Source organism: Brenneria nigrifluens DSM 30175 = ATCC 13028 (genome assembly GCF_005484965.1).
In the GTDB taxonomy this organism is placed as follows: Bacteria; Pseudomonadota; Gammaproteobacteria; order Enterobacterales; family Enterobacteriaceae; genus Brenneria; species Brenneria nigrifluens.
The window spans coordinates 3,066,542-3,083,284 of sequence record NZ_CP034036.1; the positions used below are offsets into that span (position 1 = coordinate 3,066,542).

At 57.6% G+C, this 16,743-nt stretch carries 13 protein-coding genes; 9 read left to right on the top strand and 4 right to left on the bottom strand.

All coding sequences use genetic code 11. The annotated features are described in order from the left end of the window. The first annotated feature begins 7 nt into the window (after positions 1–7). Positions 8–1,786, top strand: coding sequence for an ABC transporter permease subunit (locus EH206_RS14355; protein ID WP_009113544.1), 1,779 nt, complete (start codon positions 8–10; stop codon positions 1,784–1,786). 106 nt (positions 1,787–1,892) lie between these two features. Next, complete coding sequence (locus tag EH206_RS14360) at positions 1,893–3,353, top strand: AMP nucleosidase (RefSeq protein ID WP_009113545.1); 1,461 nt, start codon at positions 1,893–1,895, stop codon at positions 3,351–3,353. Positions 3,354–3,410: 57 nt separating this feature from the next. On the opposite strand, the gene proP is transcribed toward EH206_RS14360, so the two are convergent. Then, the gene (proP, locus tag EH206_RS14365) at positions 3,411–4,913 is read right to left on the bottom strand and encodes a glycine betaine/L-proline transporter ProP (RefSeq protein WP_009113546.1); all 1,503 of its coding nucleotides are present in this window, start codon (positions 4,911–4,913) and stop codon (positions 3,411–3,413) included. Between the two features lie 243 nt (positions 4,914–5,156). Between proP and EH206_RS14370 the strand changes: the two genes are divergently transcribed. The 6 genes from EH206_RS14370 (at position 5,157) to EH206_RS14395 (ending at position 9,309) form a co-directional block, all read left to right on the top strand. Then, the gene (locus EH206_RS14370) at positions 5,157–5,489 is read left to right on the top strand and encodes a hypothetical protein (protein WP_136163903.1); all 333 of its coding nucleotides are present in this window, start codon (positions 5,157–5,159) and stop codon (positions 5,487–5,489) included. A 61-nt stretch (positions 5,490–5,550) separates the two neighbouring features. Beyond that, positions 5,551–6,159: a helix-turn-helix domain-containing protein gene (locus EH206_RS14375; protein ID WP_009113548.1), complete on the top strand. Its 609-nt coding sequence runs from the start codon at positions 5,551–5,553 to the stop codon at positions 6,157–6,159. A gap of 92 nt (positions 6,160–6,251) precedes the next feature. Beyond that, entirely contained in the window at positions 6,252–7,016 is a 765-nt protein-coding gene (locus EH206_RS14380) for a transporter substrate-binding domain-containing protein (protein WP_009113549.1), read from the top strand. A 5-nt stretch (positions 7,017–7,021) separates the two neighbouring features. Next, positions 7,022–7,711 carry an ABC transporter permease gene (locus EH206_RS14385; protein ID WP_009113550.1) on the top strand — a complete coding sequence of 230 codons (690 nt, stop codon included), beginning with the start codon at positions 7,022–7,024 and terminating at the stop codon, positions 7,709–7,711. Then, positions 7,708–8,400 carry an ABC transporter permease gene (locus EH206_RS14390; protein WP_009113551.1) on the top strand — a complete coding sequence of 231 codons (693 nt, stop codon included), beginning with the start codon at positions 7,708–7,710 and terminating at the stop codon, positions 8,398–8,400. The genes EH206_RS14385 and EH206_RS14390 overlap by 4 nt, the downstream gene beginning before the upstream one ends. A 24-nt stretch (positions 8,401–8,424) precedes the next feature. Beyond that, the gene (locus EH206_RS14395; RefSeq protein WP_009113552.1) at positions 8,425–9,309 is read left to right on the top strand and encodes an arginase family protein; all 885 of its coding nucleotides are present in this window, start codon (positions 8,425–8,427) and stop codon (positions 9,307–9,309) included. Positions 9,310–9,327: 18 nt separating this feature from the next. Here EH206_RS14395 and fusA read toward each other — a convergent pair whose 3' ends face one another. Then, entirely contained in the window at positions 9,328–11,430 is a 2,103-nt protein-coding gene (gene fusA / locus EH206_RS14400) for an elongation factor G (RefSeq protein ID WP_009113553.1), read from the bottom strand. A gap of 385 nt (positions 11,431–11,815) precedes the next feature. Between fusA and EH206_RS14405 the strand changes: the two genes are divergently transcribed. Next, positions 11,816–13,345, top strand: coding sequence for a carboxylesterase/lipase family protein (locus EH206_RS14405; protein WP_009113554.1), 1,530 nt, complete (start codon positions 11,816–11,818; stop codon positions 13,343–13,345). Between the two features lie 129 nt (positions 13,346–13,474). Here the strand turns inward: EH206_RS14405 and ygjG are convergent, their stop codons facing one another. Both ygjG and patD read right to left on the bottom strand, forming a co-directional pair. Further along, the gene (gene ygjG / locus EH206_RS14410) at positions 13,475–14,893 is read right to left on the bottom strand and encodes a putrescine aminotransferase (RefSeq protein ID WP_009113555.1); all 1,419 of its coding nucleotides are present in this window, start codon (positions 14,891–14,893) and stop codon (positions 13,475–13,477) included. Positions 14,894–15,244: 351 nt separating this feature from the next. After that, complete coding sequence (patD, locus tag EH206_RS14415; RefSeq protein WP_009113556.1) at positions 15,245–16,669, bottom strand: aminobutyraldehyde dehydrogenase; 1,425 nt, start codon at positions 16,667–16,669, stop codon at positions 15,245–15,247. Positions 16,670–16,743 lie beyond the last annotated feature (74 nt).

Sequence of the window (16,743 nt, forward strand, 5' to 3'; positions counted from 1 at the left end):
CAAGGTCATGAGTGAGCAAATCTATTGCCGCACCTGCGCCGGCGTCAGCCGCATGCGCCACCCGCGCTACGGCATGCTGATACCGTTTTTTTCCCGCCTGCTGACGTTGGCGGCCATCGTCGCGCTGATTGGCGTACTGCCCTGGTTATCCGGTCAGGATCCGGCGCTGGCGCTGCTGCGCGCCCGTTCCGGCGATCAGGAAGCCACGGCGGAAACGCTAAATGCGATCCGCCAGTCGCTGGGGCTGGATCAGGGGCCTCTGCAACTGCTGGCGAACTGGATCGGCGGACTGCTGCGCGGCGACGCCGGTTATTCGTGGGTATCCGGCCGGCCGGTATTACCGGGAATGCTGCAGGCGGCGGGCGTCTCGCTGACGTTGATGGCCTCGGCGGCGCTGGTCGCCTTTTCGCTGGCGGCGCTGCTGTGCGCCCCCACGTTCCTCCAGGGATTACACGGCCGGATTCGCCGCTCCAACGGCCTGTTCGCCGCCATGTTCACCGCGCTGCCGGAATTTCTGCTGGCGTCGTTTTTACTGATTGTCGGCGCGGTGTGGCTGCGGTGGTTCCCGCCCTACGGCTGGCAGGGGCTGCACTATGCGGTGTTGCCGTCTCTGGCGCTGGGCATTCCCGCCGGCGGCTACCTGGGGCGGATTATCGCCGACGCGCTGTCGGCCACCTTTAGCGAAAACTGGCTGATGACCTGGAGCGTGGCGGGCGTCGGCCGCCGCCACATTGCGCTGGCGGTGCTGAAACGCACCCTGCCGGGGGTGATGCCGCTGGTGGGGCTGGTGCTGGTTTCACTCACCGGCGGCGCGATAGCGGTGGAAAAGGTTTTCGCCATACCGGGCCTGGGCAGGGCCACGCTGGGGGCGGCGGCGGCGCAGGATCTGCCCGCGCTGCAGACCGGCGTGCTTATTTTACTGACTATCGCCTCAATCGCCGGCATGGCCGCCGCCGGCGTACGGCTGCTGATCCTCGGCCGCGCGCTGCATAACGGCGCCATGCCGGTGCCGCAAGAAAACCAGGTGACGGCGTCGCGTTACGCCGTCTGGCTGCCGCTGCTCTGCCTGTTGCTTTTAGCGCTGCTGTTGATCGCCGGGCTGCCGCGCGATCCCTATAGCTCCGCCTTTTTGCGTCTGCAGGCGCCCTCTTTTGCGCTGCCGTTCGGCGCGGACGCCATGGGGCGCGACCTGCTGGCCCGCGTCGCCCACGGCACGCTGCATACCTGCCTGCTGGCGTTGGCGGTATCGCTGGCCTGTCTGGTCATCGGCCTGTTTATCGGTCTGTTTCCCCGTCTGTGCACCGGCCCGATAGAAGTAACCAATGCCCTGCCCCCGGTTATCGCCGGCCTGCTGGTGGCGGCCATCAACGGCCCGAGTTCGACGGGGGCGGCGCTGGCTGTGGTCGCCGTCAGCTGGGCGCCGCTGGCGGCGCACACCGCGGCGCTGGTCGCCGAAATCGCTGCGCGTCCCTATGTTCGCATATTACCGGTAATCGGCGTCGGCCCGGTGCGCCGCAGTCTGTTTTACGTCTTGCCGGCGCTGGCCGGACCGCTGTTCCGCCACGCCATGCTGCGCCTGCCCGGTATCGCGCTGGCGCTGGCCTCGCTGGGATTTCTGGGATTGGGCGCTTCGCCGCCGACCCCGGAATGGGGGCGCGTGCTGGCGGAAGGCATGCCGTATATCGAACGGGCCTTTTGGGGTGTGCTGGCGCCCGCGGCGGCGCTGGCCGTGCTGTCGGTGCTGGCGGTCAGCGCCGCCAATCTGTCGGGTCGGGGAAAACGCTGAACCGGAAGAGTCGTTTTTGCGCCTGTTTTCGGCTAGCCTGTTGATTAACGGGCTAACCGCTTCAGCCCACTACCGCTGAAGCTCAAGAAAAAAACGGAGAAGATATATGGGCAACAACGGATCCGGCACAAGGCTCACCGCCGCCGAGGCGCTTGATAAACTGGAAGCGTTGTACGATGGCGCGGTTGCGGCACTGCGCGACGCGATTGAAGACTTTATCACCCAGGGGAAATTGCCCGATGCGCAGGCGCGCGCCGCGGGGCTTTTCGCCTATCCGGAGCTGCGCGTCAAATGGGACGGCGTCGCGGCGGGCCACACCAGACACCGGGCGTATGGGCGATTTACGCGGCCCGGCAGCTACACCACCACCATCACCCGCCCGCGTTTTTTCCATCACTATCTGACCGAACAGCTGACCCTGCTTGAGGGGGAGTACGCCGCCAGCATTGAAGTGGCGCCGTCCCATCAGGAAATTCCCTTCCCCTACGTGCTGGACGGATCCGACCTTATCCTCGACCGTTCGATGAGCGCCGGGATCGCCCGGCATTTTCCCACCACCGAGCTGTCGCAAATCGGCGATGAAACCGCCGACGGATTATTCCACGCCACCACCACCTCGCCGCTGTCGCATTTTGACGCGCTGAGGACCGATTTTTCCCTGGCGCGGCTGCGCCACTATACCGGCACGGCGGTGGAACATTTTCAGTCGTTCGTTCTCTTTACCAACTATACCCGCTACGTGGACGAATTTGTGCGCTGGGCCTGCGACCAGATCGCCGACGCGCACAGCCCGTATGAATCCCTGTCCTGCGCCGGCGGCATCTCTATTACCTCGGCAACCGCCAATCCCGAACGCTCCGTTTCCGACCTCGCCTGGAAAAACCACCAGATGCCGGCTTACCACCTGATTTCGCGCAACGGCAAAGGCATTACCCTGGTAAATATCGGCGTCGGCCCGTCCAATGCCAAAACCATCTGCGATCACCTCGCGGTGCTGCGGCCGCACGCCTGGCTGATGATCGGTCACTGCGGCGGCCTACGCGAAAGCCAGGCGATCGGCGATTACGTGCTGGCTCACGCCTATCTGCGCGACGACCACGTTCTTGATTCGGTGCTGCCGCCTGATATTCCTATCCCCAGCATCGCCGAGGTGCAGCGCGCCCTTTATGACGCCACCAAAACGGTGAGCGGCATGCCCGGCGAGGAGGTGAAACAGCGTCTGCGCACCGGTACGGTGGTCACTACCGACGATCGCAATTGGGAGTTGAGATATTCGGCCTCCGCGCTGCGCTTTAATCTCAGCCGCGCGGTGGCCGTGGATATGGAAAGCGCGACCATTGCCGCGCAGGGTTACCGTTTCCGGGTGCCTTACGGCACGCTGCTCTGCGTCTCCGACAAGCCGCTGCACGGCGAAATCAAGCTGCCCGGCCAGGCCAACCGCTTCTATGAGGGCGCCATTTCGGAGCATCTGCAAATCGGCATCTGCGCCATCGATCTGCTGCGCGCCGAAGGCGACCGCCTGCATTCACGCAAACTGCGCACCTTCAACGAACCGCCGTTCCGTTAGGTCGCGGTTTACCGCCGGCATTGCATCTGATAAAGATGCAATGCCGGCGCCAGCGCCTTAATTGATTTCCGGGTGCTGGTCGATCAGGCTTCTTCTTTTCTTCTGCAGCTCGGTGATTTGCTCGTCAATATCTTCGATTTTCTGCTCGATATTGTCGTATTGCTCCTGCAACAGCTCTTTCGCCTCGGCCCGGTCGGAAGCCGCCGGCGTGGCGCCTTTTAACGGCCGGTTGGCCGTTTCTTTCATTGCTATCCCGGTGACCAGCCCGATGACGGCAATCACCATCAAATAATAGGCCGGCATATAAAGATTGCCCGTTGATTCAACCAGCCATGCCGCCGCCGTCGGCGTAAAGCCGGCAATCAGAACGGATATATTGAATGAGATCGCCAACGCGCTGTAACGTATATGCGTCGGGAACAGCGCGGGTAAAATAGACGCCATCACGCCGGTAAAAGAGTTAAGCAGCACGGCCAGAATCAGCAGTCCGCAAAAAATAAGGCCAATCACGCCGCTGTTAATAAGCATGAAACTGGGGATGGATAAAAGAAAAAGACCGATGCTGCCGCAAATAATAAACGGCTTGCGCCCGAATCTGTCGCTCATTAATCCCATGACCGGCTGGACAAACAGCATACCGAGCATCACGGCGATAATAATCATTACGCCATGATCTTCCGAATAATGCAGGCTGTGCGACAGGTAGCTCGGCATATAGGTCAGCAACATATAGTAGGTGACGTTGGTGACAATAACCACGCCGACGCACATCAGCAACCCCCGCCACTGTTTGGCGGCAATCTCCCTGAACGACACTTTGGGCGCCGACTGCAGGCTGTCTTTCGAGTCTTTATCAAGTTTATCGACATGTTGTTGAAAGGCAGGTGTTTCCTCCAGCGCATGGCGCAAATAGATCCCGATCAGTCCCAGAGGACCGGCGATAAAGAACGGAATACGCCATCCCCATTCGAGGAAGTCCGCTTCACCGACAATCGACGAAATCAGCACCACCACGCCCGCGCCTAAAACAAAGCCGGCGATCGACCCGAAATCAAGCCAACTGCCTAAAAAGCCGCGCTTTCTGTCCGGTGAATATTCGGCAACGAATATCGCCGCGCCGGTATATTCCCCGCCGACGGAAAAACCCTGCGCCAATTTCGCCAGCAGCAATAATATCGGCGCCCAGATACCTATTGATGCATAGGAGGGGATTAAACCAATACAGAAGGTGCTGACCGCCATAATAATAATGGTGACCGACAACACTTTCTGGCGGCCGAATTTATCGCCCATGGCGCCAAAAAATACGCCGCCCAATGGCCTGACCAGAAAAGGAACCGAAAAGGTCGCCAGCGCGGCAATCATTTGCACGCCGGGATCCGCGCCGGGGAAAAATACCCGTCCGAGCGCATAAGCAACAAAACCATAAACGCCGAAATCGAACCATTCCATCGCATTGCCAAGCGCTGCGGCCGTAATGGCTTTTTTAAGCTTGGCGTCGTCAATTATCGTAATGTCCTGTATTTTCATCGGCACACGACGTTTCTTTTTTAATACCATTTATGACTCCATTTGTTTAAAAAACAACCAATCCAACAGCAATAACTATAAACCGTTGCAATAATACTTTCCCCAAACGACTTGATTATAGGATATTTTAAAAAAGTGACGCATATTACGCCCGATAATTAAAATCGATTTACGACTTTATTAATAAATAACAGAGCAGTAATTTCATATTGAAATTACTGGCATGTGAAATACAACGATTGTTATTACGCCAAATTCCCTCTGGACAGACTGATGGCGGTGGATGAAGCCGGATATGCACGATGCGCTCGCCCGCTTTTGCACCAAATAACAGCAGGCCGTTCCAATATGAGGCAAATCGCCCGGCGCATACCGCGAAAAGTAAACTACCAGACAACAATTTTCTGCCGCCCCGGGCCACTTTCCCACAAAAAAATTGACTGCCTGGCAAATTTTTTCCTACCTTTCGCCCTGATTTCCCCGTCGATTTTCGCCGAAGAAAGAATTTTAATTTACTGTTTTAACTATGATTTTTGTTACATTATGACGAAGAGTACCGTGTTGGCAGACCGAATCGGCCGCATGAAAAAACGCCGAATTATATAAAATGGCATGAAAGATGCTTGAATGTGTAAAAGTTACCTAATACGCAACAAGAGGGATCGGGATGCCTCATTCAGTTCATGATGACCAATCTGAGAGTAGCAGGAAAAATGACGCAGTCGAAGACTTTAACGTTGGCGTGCGCTTGCGCGCCCTGCGTAAAGCCAAAGGGATGCGTATCGAAGAAGTCGCGCAGCAGGTCGGCGTGAGTAAATCGTTTATCAGCCGACTGGAACGCAATGTGACGCAGGCGTCAATCGCCACGCTGCTGCGTGTGTGCGAAGTCGTGGGCATTACGCCGTCAAAACTGTTTGATCCGCCGTCAACCAACTTTGTCCCGGCAGGCCAGGGCACACCGATCAGCCTCGGCGGCGAGAACATGCGCGAGTATTTGATTAGCGGTGCCGGCAACGAAGAGATGATGGTGCTGTTCTCCGAGATCGATCCCCAGGGGGGGTCCGGCACCGAGCCTTATACCTTGCAAGCGGCGGTGGATATGGTGCATGTACTGAGCGGCAGCCTTGAAGTGGTGATTGAAGAGCAGCGCTATGTGCTGAAAAAAAGCGACACGCTGACCTTCAAACCCACGCTGCCCCATACGTGGCGCAACACGTCGACCACGGAGATATGTACCGCCATCTGGGTGATTGTGCCGCCTCCGATGGGCACCTGAGTCCGAGCGGTGGGAACGGCGAGCCAGACGACATATCGGCAGGCCACGGCCTGTTGCGGGATAACGAATTAAACCAACCAGAGGATGTAACGATGAAAAAAATATCAAAAGTGCTGCTGGCTGTCGCTGCAATGAGTCTGGCAGGCCCGGCTTTGGCCAAAGGGCCGATCACCATCGCCACCGACGCCACTTTCCCGCCGTTTGAGTCGGTGGATGATTCCGGCAAGCTGGTCGGCTACGACATTGAGCTGGCGGAAGCGGTGTGTACGGCGGCAGAGCTTAACTGCAACATTATCAACGCCGCATGGGACGGTATGATCCCCGGCCTGATCAGCGGCAAGTATGACGCGCTGATTTCGCAGTTGACGGTAACCGACGCACGCCGCAAGGTGATGGCGTTCAGCGATATCTACCAACGTCCGGTGTTTCGTTTCGTGGCGCGCAAAGGGGCGATTACCGACACATCGCCGGCAGGCATGAAGGGCAAGGTTATCGCGGTGCAGACCGGTACGCCGATGGATGCCTGGGTGTCAAAAAATTACCGCCAGAGCACTATCAAACGCTATGACGGCGGCAGCGCGCCCTATCTTGACCTCGCCGCCGGTCGCGCCGATGTACATATGAGCTACGAGGCGCAAATTATCCACAGCTTTCTGAAAAAAGAGAGCGGTAAGGACTATGAACTGGTGGGGCCGCGCCTGACCGGGAAAGACGCGCCCGAGTTCGGCGAAGGCGTGGCGATCGCCATCAACAAAAAGAATACCGCCCTGTTGGAGAAAATTAATCAAGGGCTGGCTAAAGTCCATGCCGACGGTCAGTTGGACGCGCTGAATAAGAAATACTTCTCAGCCGAGTGACCGCCATGTCTGGTAACTACTTTTTCATGGTGATCGGGGCGGGATGGGTAACGCTGCAACTGGCGCTGGCCGCCCTACTGCTGGCGGTGCTGATCGGCCTGCTGTGCGCGCTGGGCAAACAGTCCGGCGCCCGCTGGCTGAACTATCTGATCGCGCCCTATACCCTGCTGGCGCGCGGCATCCCGGATCTGGTGTTGATGCTGCTGGTGTTCTATAGCCTGCCGGCGCTGCTCAATAACGGAATCGAACTGGCCGGCGGGGAGTATCGCGTGGAGTTCAGCCCGTTCACCGCGGGCTTTGTTACCCTGGGTTTTATCTTTGGCGCCTACATGACCGAGACCTTCCGCAACGCGCTGACCAACATCCCTTACGGGGAAATTGAAGCCGCGCAGGCGTTTGGCTTCAGCGCCGGCAAAACCTTTTACCGCATCGTCCTGCCGCAAATGATCCGTCTGGCGCTGCCCGGCTTCACCAACAACTGGCTGGTGTTGATGAAAGCCACCGCGCTGGTTTCCCTGCTGGGGCTGGAGGACATTATGTTCCGTACCCGCAGCGCGGCGGAATCGACCGGCCAGCCGTTCACCTTTTATCTGCTGGCCGGCGCTTTTTACCTGGCCATCACCCTGCTGTCGGTGCTGGCGCTACGCTTGCTGAGTAAACGTTATGCGCTGGGCGTGCGCGAGGTGGATTTATGAACTGGGATATCATCGCCGACAATCTCTGGATGTACGCCGACGGCACCCGCCTGACGCTGCTGCTGACGGCGGCTTCGCTGGGCATCAGCTTCTTCCTGTCGCTGGGGCTGGCGCTGGCGCTCAACAACGCGCCGAGGCCGCTCCGTGCGCTGATCGAACTGTATACTTTGATTTTTCGCGGCACGCCGCTACTGGTCCAGCTATTCCTGATCTACTACGGACTGGCGCAGTTCGAGTTGCTACGCAACAGCCTGCTGTGGCCGTGGTTATCCAGTCCGTTGGTCTGTGTGCTGCTGACCTTTGTGCTCAACACCACTGCCTATACCACGGTTATATTCGCCGGCGGGCTGCGCCATTTGCCGCCCGGCGAAATTGAGGCGGCCAGAGCCTACGGCATGTCGTTCCCGGTTCGCGTGCGGCGCATCCTGCTGCCCGCCATGCTGACGCGTTCGCTCTCGCTGTATAGCAATGAAACCATCATGATGCTGCACGCCACCTCGCTGGCCAGCACCGTCACGCTGATGGAAATCACTGGCGCCGCACGCAACATCAGTCTGAATTACTACATTCAGTTCGAACCCTACGTGACTGCGGGGCTGATCTATCTGGCGCTGACGCTGCTGCTGTTGACGCTATTTCGCTACGCCGCGCAGCGTTGGGGTGGTTATCTACAGTCGCCGCGTGGTTAATATTCGTCTGTATTAGAGGCTGGTATGAACAAGAAAAGACAGTTTGATTTATGGGGTGTTCCTTTCGATGGCGAGTCCTCGCTCGGCTGGCCAGGCTCTCGCTATGCGCCGGCGCGGGTGCGCGAGTGCGCACGCTGGATTAATATGCGTATCCAGCAGGGCAGAGTCTACTGCCTGGAAACCGACAGCCAGATGGAAGTGGGAGAACAGTTGCTGGTCGATCGGGGCGACATCAGCGTGATCCTGAACGACACGTTGAAAACCTTCGACGCTACCTCGCAGGCGGTGCAGGAATCCATTGGCAACGGGCGCGTCCCGGTGGTGGTCGGCGGCGACGACAGCCTGCTGTTCCCGGTGGCGCGCGGCATACATGATGCGCTGCCTGGCCGGATTGGCATCATTCACTTCGACGCCCATCTGGATTTGATGGATGAGAGCGAACTACAGGGGCGCCACAGCCAGTCGAGCGGTATGCGGCGCTCGCTGGAGCTGGAGCGCATCGCCTCCGCCGACTGCATCCAGGTATGTGAACGTCACTTTAACTTTCCGGCTTCCGGCCAGTTCAAGCACGACAACGATCTGGTGCATCTGTCCGCACGCGACGTACTGCGGCTCGGGGCGGAAGAGTCGGTCGCACGCATCCTGCAACGGGTAGCCAGGGCTGACCACCTGTTCCTGTCGTTTGATATCGATTCGGTCGATCCGGCCTTCGCGCCCGGCGCCGGCGCGCACGAACCCGGCGGCATTAGCTCCGATCAGGCGCTGCACATGGTGGAACTGCTGGCGCCGCACTGCGCGGCAATGGCGATTACCGAGGTCAACCCGACCAAAGACGTCGGCGATATGACTTCGACGCTGGCTGCCTATCTGGCCTTTACCTTTGCAGTTTACGGTAGCCAGACGAAATAAGCCGGCCTGGCGCTATTTTTACCGGGAACTGCGGGCCGCAATAATGTCTTCCGTCACATTGCGCGGCGCTTCCACGTAGTGCCGGAACTCCATGGTATAGGTCGCCCGCCCCTGAGACATCGAGCGCAGCGCGGTGGAGTAACCGAACATCTCGGACAAGGGCACCTCGGCGCGGATAATCCGCCCGGCGATCATTTCCTCCATGCCTTGCACCAGACCACGGCGGGAAGAGAGATCCCCCATGACGCTGCCGGCATACTCCTCCGGCGTTTCAACCTCCACTTGCATAACCGGCTCCAGGATCACCGGATTGGCGCGTTTGATTGCATCACGAAAGCCGAAAATCGCCGCCATCTTGAACGCCATTTCCGAGGAATCCACCTCATGATAGGAACCGAAAGTCAGCGTGACCTTGACGTCGACAATCGGATAACCCGCCAGCACGCCGGTCATCATCGCTTCGCGCACGCCTTTTTCAACCGACGGAATAAACTCACGCGGCACCACCCCGCCCTTGGTGGCATCCTCGAAGGCAAACCCCTTGCCCGCGTCCTGTGGCTCAACCGTCAGCACCACGTGGCCATACTGGCCTTTACCACCGGACTGACGGACAAACTTCCCTTCCACATCAGTCACTTTGCGGCGTATCGTTTCACGGTAGGTGACCTGCGGCCTGCCGATATTGGCCGCCACGCCGAACTCGCGCTTCATGCGGTCGACGATGATCTCCAGATGCAACTCGCCCATGCCGGAAATAATCGTCTGCCCGGACTCCTCGTCGGTTCTGAGGCGGAATGATGGATCTTCCGACGCCAGCCGTTGCAGGGCGATCCCCATTCTTTCCTGATCGGCTTTGGTTTTGGGTTCAATGGCAAGCGAAATCACCGGCTCGGGGAACTCCATGCGTTCCAGCGTCAAAACGGCATCCGGGTCGCACAGAGTTTCCCCGGTGGTCACCTCCTTCAGGCCGACGCAGGCCGCGATGTCCCCGGCGCGGATTTCATCCACCTCGTGGCGCGCATTGGCGTGCATCTGGACGATACGTCCGATACGCTCTTTTTTGCCCTTGATCGGGTTGTAAACGCTGTCGCCCTTGCGCAGCACGCCGGAATAGACGCGGATAAACGTCAACTGGCCGACGTAGGAATCGGTCATCAGCTTGAACGCCAGCGCCGCGAATTTATCGTCGTCGTCGGCGTGACGCACCGTCTGATTGCCTTTTTCATCAATACCGCTGACCGGCGGAATATCCAGCGGCGACGGCATCAGCTCTATAATGGCGTCCAGCATGCGCTGTACCCCTTTATTTTTAAACGCGCTGCCGCACAGCATCGGCTGAATCTCGCCGGCGATGGTGCGGGTACGCAAGCCCAGGGTAATCTCGTCTTCACTCAACGCCACGCCATCCAGATACTTGGTCATCAGTTCATCGGAAGCCTCTGCCGCTGCCGTGACCATTTTCTCCCGCCATTCCTGCGCCGTTGCCAGCAACTCGTCCGGGATCGCCTCATAGCTGAAGGTCATCCCCTGCGTGGCGTCGTCCCAGATAATGGCGCGCATCTTGATCAGGTCGATCACGCCGATAAAGTTTTCTTCACTGCCTATCGGGATAACGATGGGCACCGGATTGGCTTTCAGCCGGTCAATCATCATCTGACAGACACGGAAATAGTCGGCGCCGGGGCGGTCCATTTTGTTGACGAACGCCAACCGCGGCACCTGATATTTATTGGCCTGACGCCAGACCGTTTCCGACTGCGGCTGCACGCCGCCGACCGAGTCATACACCATTACCGCGCCGTCCAGCACGCGCATCGAGCGCTCGACTTCAATGGTGAAATCCACGTGTCCGGGGGTATCGATAATATTGATATGATGCCGGGGATAGCGGTTCTCCATCCCCTGCCAGAAACAGGTCACCGCCGCGGAGGTAATGGTTATGCCGCGTTCCTGTTCCTGCGCCATCCAGTCGGTGGTTGCCGCGCCATCGTGGACTTCGCCCATCTTGTGACTCACCCCGGTGTAAAACAGGATGCGTTCCGTCGTGGTGGTTTTGCCGGCATCAATGTGGGCGGAAATGCCAATATTGCGATAGCGTTCAATGGGGGTTATGCGAGCCATATAACATCCTTAATTAGTTAAACTAATTCTGGGGCTGGCAGTTAACTGTCTGCGGCAGAACTGGATACTGGTATCGGCGAACAGTATAGTACAAATGTACGAGTATATTCGAACATTTTGTTCAATCAGTATTCCTGATGAGATGAATGAAATGCCGTACCGCTACATTATTACCGACCGAGAGATTTTTGCTGAAAAAATGCGCCGGTTATGCGCACTCTGGTTTTGATTTCCGTCACACATACTGTCCATGACCGTTGTCATATCAATGCAAACTTTCTATATATAGAGACACAGGGCGTGACTGAATCAAGGCGAACCTGTCATGCATGGCTTACTACCATGCATGACAGGTTTTTTTTATGGCACCAAAGGAACAACATCAATGAATAAATCGCTCGCAGCCGGATTATTGCTTTTATCTGCCGCCAGCCAGGCCTTACCGGCCGACGGGCCGCAGGTCGAACTGGACAGCGGCAGCATTGCCGGAACCACGCAACATGGCGTGGATGCCTTTAAAGGTATCCCCTACGCTGCTCCGCCTCTGGACGGGCTACGCTGGCAGCCGCCGCAGCCGGCGCCTCACTGGGCGGGGATTCGCCCGGCCGCGGCATACGGTAAGGATTGCATGCAGGAACCCTTTCCCGGCGATGCCGCCCCGCTCGGCGTCGGCTTTAGCGAAGACTGTCTGACCGTCAATGTGTGGCGTCCGGTCAATGCCCGCGGCCCCCTGCCGGTGATGGTGTGGATCTACGGCGGCGGATTCGTCAATGGCGGCTCGTCGCCGGAGGTCTATTCAGGTGAAGAGTTTGCCCGTCAGGGTGTGGTATTCGTCAGCTTCAACTACCGCGTCGGCCGTTTTGGTTTCTTTGCCCATCCGACACTGGCGGACCAGCCGCTGCGCGGCAATTACGGCGTCATGGATCAAATCGCGGCGCTGGAATGGATACAAAGGAATATCGCGGCATTTAATGGCGATGCGCAAAATGTTACGCTGTTCGGCGAGTCTGCCGGCGGGTTTTCCGTCGGCACCCTGCTCACCACCGATTTGGCGAACGGGCTGTTTCACAAAGCCATTATTCAATCCGGCGGCGGCAGACATAATATCATGCCTTACCAGGGCTGGCATAAAGCGGAACAGGCCGGTTTAGCGTTTGCGCAAGCCAACGGTATCAGCGGAAAGGATGAAAACGCCCTGGCGGCGTTACGCCGCATTCCGGCGGATAAGGTGGTCAACGGCCTGAATATGGCGATAAGTCCGGCGGATTATTCCGGCCCGATGATCGATGGCAAACTGATCATCGGCGAACCGCAGGATCGGTATCGCCAGGGCGCTTTCCAGCGCGTGCCGCTGATAATTGGCGCAACCGACGCCGATATCGGCTTTCCCCCCGAGGTGTCAACTCTCGATGAGGCGGTGGCGGTGTTTGCCGCCGCCGATCGCCAGCAGGCCAAACAGGCTTATCAGGGTTTGCCGCCTCAGGCTGTCGCCAAAGCGATTTCAAGCGACCGCTTTATGGTGGAACCGGCACGCTTCGTCGCGCGTATCTGGGATAAAGCCGGGATTCCGGTATGGCAGTACCGCTTTGGCTATGTGGCGGACAGTATGCGCGATCAATGGCCGGCCGCGGTGCATGCCAGCGAGATCCCTTATGTGTTTAATACGCTGACCGCGCGCTACGGCGAGCAGGTCACGGCGAACGATCGGGCCATCGCCCGGCAAATGCAGCAGTACTGGGTGAACTTTGCCCGCACCGGCCGGCCGGATGGCGCCGACCTGCCGGAATGGGAGCGCTATAGCCAGCAAAAAGACAATATTCTGATCGTTCCGGCCGACGGCGCGGAGCACACCGCGCAACAGCCCGACCCGTGGCGGCAGCGCCTGGATCTGGTGGAAAAACTGGCGGAGCAATAACATAGCCGGCGGCGGCCCCGAGGGTGGCGGGCAGGACGCCCGCCATAAAAAAACCAGTCAAGTTAAAATCCGACTGGTTTTTGGTATAACAGAAGCAAAGCGCGACCTGCCGTAGCGGAATCGCCGAGGTTACTCAACTACATATTCTTTGATTTTATTCTCCTCCGCGCTTTTTCCCGGCATCATTCCCCTGAGCTTTTTTAACACCTCACCCGCTTCCTTCAGTACGCGAGCGCACTGTTCGCGGGTGATGGTAAGCGGCGGTTCGATGCGCACCGATTTGGCGTTATTCAACGTTCCGGCGACAAGAATATGGCGATGGAAAAGTTCTTTTGCAAACGTATATCCAATCTCGTTTTTCCTGAACTCGATAGCCTGCAATAAACCAAGGCCGCGTACTTCGGAAATCAATTCAGGGTAGCCGGCGGCAAGCTCTTTCAGTCCTTGCAGTAAAAAATCCCCTTGCTGCGCGGCTTGCTCAGGCAATTTTTCCGTCAGCAGAACATTGATGGTGGCCAGCGCCGCCGAACAGGCCAGCGGGTTACCGCCAAAGGTGGTGGTATGCAGGAACGGGTTTTCAAACAGCACCGAGAACACCTCTTCCGTCGCAACCGTGGCGCCGATCGGCATCACGCCGCCGCCCAGCGCCTTAGCCAGACAAAGGATATCGGGCTGAACGCCATAATGTTCACAGGCAAACATCTTGCCGGTTCGCCCCATGCCGGTCTGTACTTCGTCCAGAATCAGCAATGCCCCAACCTCGTCACATAATGCTCTGACCGCAGGTAAGTAATTTTCCGGGGGTACAATCACCCCGCCCTCTCCCTGAATGGGTTCAAGGATGATGGCGGCAACGTCATCTCCGGTCTTCTGGCATTGATGAACCTGCTTCCTCATGGCGCTGATATCGCCAAAAGGAACATGGTGGAAACCGGGCAGCAACGGCATGAAAGGGCGGCGAAACTCGGCCTTGGCGGTGGCGGACAGCGCCCCGAGCGACTTACCGTGAAACGCGCCCGATGCGGCGATAAAGGTATATTTGCCACGCCGGGACTGATAAGCCTTGGCCAGTTTCAACGCCGCTTCGACCGATTCCGTTCCGCTGTTGCTGAAAAAACTGTATTTAAGGTCGCCGGGCGTTAATGCCGCCAGCGTTTTCGCCAGCATGGCGCGCAACGGGTCGAGGAGTTCCTGACTATGTAAGGGTTGTTTGGCGAGCTGCTGCTCTACGGCAGCGATAACAGTGGGGTTGCGATGACCGACGTTGAAGATACCGTAGCCGCCCAGGCAGTCCAGATATTCGTTTCCCTGGGTATCAACCAGCGTATTCGGACCACTGGCGCGCCATTCCATCGCGCCGTATTCACCCCCGGAGGTGACGGATTTTCGATATTCAAGAAAACCCGGATTGACGTATTCACGAAAAGAGCTCAAGACTTCCTGATTTAATGCGTTCATCTCCTCGGCGGTCAACGTTTCGCTCTTAATCCAATGTAAAGCCTGCTGAGTGCACTCTAGCGGGTTGAGGTTTGCCTTTGATCTGGACAAAATGCGCTCCTTAATAACGGATATCACATGATATCAATTTAATTAATGCACAGAACACGCCAATTTGCAGCCCCAAACGGCAATTAAAAATTAAAATCTGATACGGCATACAAAACTGAAATAAAAAGAAAAATAAAACTTTACCTTCAGCATTAAAAATCGCAGCGCGGCGTTAATTGCCGAGAAAGACGAGTAAAAACCACACAGATGCACCATAAATGAGCATTAAGCGTTAGCGTGGTGCAAAAAGACATATAGAAAACAACGGTTCAGAACGGTAAATTTTGCGATGGGAGAATTACGACCGCGCCTTGCCTCGATAACAACCGAGACAAGGATCGATGGGGGAAATCAGTGACGGATCATGATATGACGAACAATGGTGTAATCCTCAAGGCCGTATATCGACATATCCTTGCCGTAGCCGGAAAGTTTCTGACCGCCGTGCGGCATTTCGCTCACCAGCATGAAATGGGTATTCACCCAGGTACAGCCGTACTGCAGGCGCGCGGCCAGACGGTGCGCCCGCCCGATATCGCTGGTCCAGACGGACGAGGCCAGCCCGTAGCTGGAGGCATTGGCCCAGCCAAGCACCTGCGCTTCATCATCAAACGGCGTAATGGAAACCACCGGGCCAAAAACCTCTTTCTGTACGATCTCATCTTCCTGACGGGCGCCCGCCAGGACGGTGGGCTGGAAGTAATACCCATTTCCATCCACCTTTTCGCCGCCGGTCACCACGCTAATGTGCGGCAGCGCTTTGGCACGATCGACAAAGCCGGCGACCCTTTCCAACTGCGCCGCGGTGATTAACGGCCCCAGTTCGGTTTGTTCATTCTGCGGGGCGCCCCTATTTAACGTCGATACCGCTTTGCCCAGTTCGTTTACCACTTGCTCATAGATACCGCGCTGGACGTAAAGGCGACAGGCCGCGGTACAATCCTGACCGGCGTTATAAAAACCGAAGCTGCGGATGCCTTCAACCACCTGGGCGATGTTCGCGTCATCAAAGACAATCACCGGCGCTTTCCCGCCCAGTTCCATATGCGTACGTTTGACGCCGGGTGCGGTGTTGGCAAGAATATGCACGCCGGTGGCAATCGATCCCGTCAGGGAAACCATTCGCACCTTGTCATGCCCGGTGAGCGCATTACCCACGTCGGCGCCGCGCCCAAACAAAATATTCACCACGCCGGCCGGCAGAATATCCGCCAGCAGGTGCGCCAGATAAAACGTCGTCAGCGGGGTTTGTTCCGCGGGTTTCAGCACCACGCAGTTTCCGGCGGCCAGCGCCGGCGCCAGTTTCCAGGAGGCCATCATCAGCGGGTAGTTCCACGGGGCGATGGAGGCCACTACGCCCACCGGATCGCGCCGGATCATTGAGGTATGGCCCTCCAGATATTCCCCCGCCGCCGAACCGTTCAGGCAGCGCGCCGCGCCGGCAAAAAAGCGGAATACATCCGCAACCGCCGGAATCTCGTCATTCAGCACCGCATGATAGGGTTTGCCGCAGTTAAGAGATTCCAGTCGGGCAAACTCCTCTCCATGCTTCTCAACCGCATCGGCAATTTGCAATAAAAACGCGGCGCGCGCTTTGGGCGTGGTTTGCCCCCACTGCGCAAATGCCGCATCCGCCGCCTTTACGGCCGCATCGACCTGATGCAGGTCAGCCTGGGGAATCAAGGCGATTTGCTCTCCGCTTGCAGGATTAAAAACCGCCAGAACCTCCCCCCGGCCGGCGACTTGTTTACCATCTATGAGCAATTTGTCATGCATAACACTTCCCTTTTAAACAGAAACTCAGTGGAGTTTTATCGCTTGCTGATTCTTCAATTATAAAAGATACCTGC

What these genes read in the sequence shown, in the direction of transcription:
- proP (WP_009113546.1), bottom strand. Translation starts at nt 4,913, where the DNA reads ATGGTATTAAAAAAGAAACGTCGTGTGCCGATGAAAATACAGGACATT.
- EH206_RS14380 (WP_009113549.1), top strand. Translation starts at nt 6,252, where the DNA reads ATGAAAAAAATATCAAAAGTGCTGCTGGCTGTCGCTGCAATGAGTCTG.
- EH206_RS14385 (WP_009113550.1), top strand. Translation starts at nt 7,022, where the DNA reads ATGTCTGGTAACTACTTTTTCATGGTGATCGGGGCGGGATGGGTAACG.
- fusA (WP_009113553.1), bottom strand. Translation starts at nt 11,430, where the DNA reads ATGGCTCGCATAACCCCCATTGAACGCTATCGCAATATTGGCATTTCC.
- EH206_RS14360 (WP_009113545.1), top strand. Translation starts at nt 1,893, where the DNA reads ATGGGCAACAACGGATCCGGCACAAGGCTCACCGCCGCCGAGGCGCTT.
- EH206_RS14375 (WP_009113548.1), top strand. Translation starts at nt 5,551, where the DNA reads ATGCCTCATTCAGTTCATGATGACCAATCTGAGAGTAGCAGGAAAAAT.
- EH206_RS14390 (WP_009113551.1), top strand. Translation starts at nt 7,708, where the DNA reads ATGAACTGGGATATCATCGCCGACAATCTCTGGATGTACGCCGACGGC.
- EH206_RS14405 (WP_009113554.1), top strand. Translation starts at nt 11,816, where the DNA reads ATGAATAAATCGCTCGCAGCCGGATTATTGCTTTTATCTGCCGCCAGC.
- EH206_RS14355 (WP_009113544.1), top strand. Translation starts at nt 8, where the DNA reads ATGAGTGAGCAAATCTATTGCCGCACCTGCGCCGGCGTCAGCCGCATG.
- EH206_RS14395 (WP_009113552.1), top strand. Translation starts at nt 8,425, where the DNA reads ATGAACAAGAAAAGACAGTTTGATTTATGGGGTGTTCCTTTCGATGGC.
- EH206_RS14370 (WP_136163903.1), top strand. Translation starts at nt 5,157, where the DNA reads ATGGCGGTGGATGAAGCCGGATATGCACGATGCGCTCGCCCGCTTTTG.
- patD (WP_009113556.1), bottom strand. Translation starts at nt 16,669, where the DNA reads ATGCATGACAAATTGCTCATAGATGGTAAACAAGTCGCCGGCCGGGGG.